Origin of the sequence: Cognatilysobacter lacus (assembly GCF_008274655.1) — a bacterium.
GTDB lineage: Bacteria > Pseudomonadota > Gammaproteobacteria > Xanthomonadales > Xanthomonadaceae > Cognatilysobacter > Cognatilysobacter lacus.
In genome coordinates this window covers 1-2,246 of the sequence record NZ_VTRV01000238.1, presented here as the reverse complement: position 1 = coordinate 2,246, position 2,246 = coordinate 1, and the positions used below count along the sequence as shown (strand labels likewise).

Annotated in this window: 2 protein-coding genes; one reads left to right on the top strand and one right to left on the bottom strand. The window is 70.8% G+C overall.

Features of this window, described 5'->3' with window-relative positions; genetic code table 11:
* Window positions 1–265: 265 nt before the first annotated feature.
* Window positions 266–1,096 (bottom strand): undecaprenyl-diphosphate phosphatase, encoded by an 831-nt coding sequence (locus FW784_RS13635; RefSeq protein WP_149353868.1) that lies wholly within the window; start codon window positions 1,094–1,096, stop codon window positions 266–268.
* A gap of 157 nt (window positions 1,097–1,253) precedes the next feature.
* Between FW784_RS13635 and FW784_RS13630 the strand changes: the two genes are divergently transcribed.
* Window positions 1,254–2,246, top strand: a 993-nt coding sequence (locus tag FW784_RS13630; RefSeq protein ID WP_187770830.1) for a GGDEF domain-containing protein, incomplete at its 3' end; no start/stop codon positions are given.

Below are 2,246 nucleotides of genomic sequence, written 5' to 3'. Positions count from 1 at the left end.
GGTCCTTGGCCGTGCTCTCGTAGTCGAGCGAACCGGCGAAGGGCGGGTTGGCGAGGATCAGGCTGAACTGTCCTTCGTCGCCGCCAGCGCGTTGAGCCGGCCCGCTGCATTCGCCGCATCGACCTCTGCCCGGCAGGCGAAGCCGACCCACTCGCCACGCGCTCGCCGGCATCGCATCGAAACCCGGCAGCGGGCAAGCGTCAGCAGCGCGACCGTCGCGCTCGCGGGTTCGATTCGCCCGCGTAACCCGCGTAACCCGCGTGACTCAGCCGCCCTGCGGCAGCAACGCCAGCAACGCGACGCCCAACACCAGGCGATAGACCGCGAACGCGGTGAATCGGTGCGTCTGGATGTAGCGCAGCAGCCACTTCACCGCGATGAACGCGGTGACCATCGACACGACGAACGCGATCGCGAGCGCGGTCCAGTCCTCGCCGGCGGCGCCGCCATCCTTCAGCACGTGCAGGAGTTCGTAGCCGGTCGCCGCGAACATGGTCGGAATGCCGACGAGGAATGCGAACTCGGTCGCCGCGGGGCGCCACGTGGTGCCCGCCAGCAGGGCGACGAAGATCGTGGCCGCCGAGCGCGACGTGCCCGGGAACACGCCGGCCGCCACCTGCGCGATGCCGACCAGCAGCGCGACCGGCCAGGTGATGATCGTTCGCTCGCCGATCGCGGCGGCGCGTCGTGCCGCGAGGTATTCGGCCACCAGCATCCAGACCGCACCGATGATCAGCGCCAAGGCCACGGGCGTGACCGTCTCCGGCAGCTCGAAGCCCAGCTTCTTGGCGATCAGCCCCAGCACTGCGGTGACGAGGAATGCGAGGGCGAGCTTCAGCCCGTACTCGCGCGCCGGCTGGCCGTGCACGTCGGCGGTGCCGCGACCGAACATCGCCGCGACCAGCTGCACGATCCGCTCGCGGTAGATCGCCACCACCGCAAGGATCGCGCCCGCCTGGATCGCGATGTTGAACAGGTCGGAGCGATGCCCAAGCCAGCGTTCGGCGATCAGCAGGTGACCGGTGCTGGAGATCGGCAGGAATTCGGTGATGCCCTCGATCACACCGAGCAGGAGGGCTTGCAGGAAATCGGGCATGGTGGACGCCAGCGGTACGGAGCGGCGATGGTACGGGCCGGGCGGGGCGGCGTCAGCGGGCGCGTCCTGGCTGAACCAGTGGGCCGCGGGCGCGCCGCGGGTCCAGTGCCGCCGCCGCCAGCCGATACGGTATGCAGGACTCCGCATCCATGGACCGATGATCGACGCCCGTTCCAGCGCCATCCCGCAGGCAGCGCGACGCCTGCTCGACCTGCTCGCCAGCGGCGAGCGGCGACGCCGGCTGCGCCTGCTGCAATGGCTGATCGCCACGCTGGTCTACGCGGGCGCCGCGACGCTGCTGCTCAGCGGCGTCGGCGAGGGCTGGATCCAGGCCTCGGCCGTGCGTGCGTGGGTCGGTTTCATCGCACTGGTGCAGGTGATCAGCTACGCGGGGTTGCGCAGCGGCTGGAGCGAGCGCTGCCGCGATCCGTCGCTGAGCATGTGGCAGCTGGCGATGGGCGTGGTGGCGGTGAACTGGGGTTACCTGATCTGCGGGCCGATGCGCACGTCGGCGCTGTTCCCGCTGATGGTGATCTTCGCCTTCGGCGCGTTCGCACTGCGCTGGCGCCAGATCGCCCTGCTGACCGTGTTGGCGGTGGCGAGCCTGGTCGCCGCGATCGCGCTGCGCGTCACCCATCCGCAGTGGGTATCGGTGCAAGGCACGGTCGATCCGTTCCGCGTCGACACCAACAACCTGCTGATGATCCTCATCGTGCTGCCCGCCCTCGCCGTGATCGCGGCGCGCCTGTCCGGGTTGCGGCAGAAGCTGCGCGACCAGAGGGAGGCGCTCGGCCGCGCCCTGCAGGAGGTCGAGCGCCTGGCAGTGAGCGACGAGCTGACCGGGCTGCCCAACCGGCGGTCGATGCAGGCGCTGGTCGAGCGCAGCATCGCGCTGTCCGATCGCGGGATCGCGCCGTTCTGCGCGGCGATCCTCGACCTCGACCACTTCAAGGCGGTCAACGACAGTCTCGGCCACGCGGCCGGTGACGCGGTGCTGCGGCATGTCGGGTGCCTGGGGCTGGCCCAGTTGCGCGCGACCGACGTGCTCGGCCGCTGGGGCGGCGAGGAGTTCCTGCTGGTGATGCCGGGCACGGCCGATGCCGCCGCCGCCGCGCTCGCCCGCATCCGCACCGCCGTGCGTGAGGGCGCG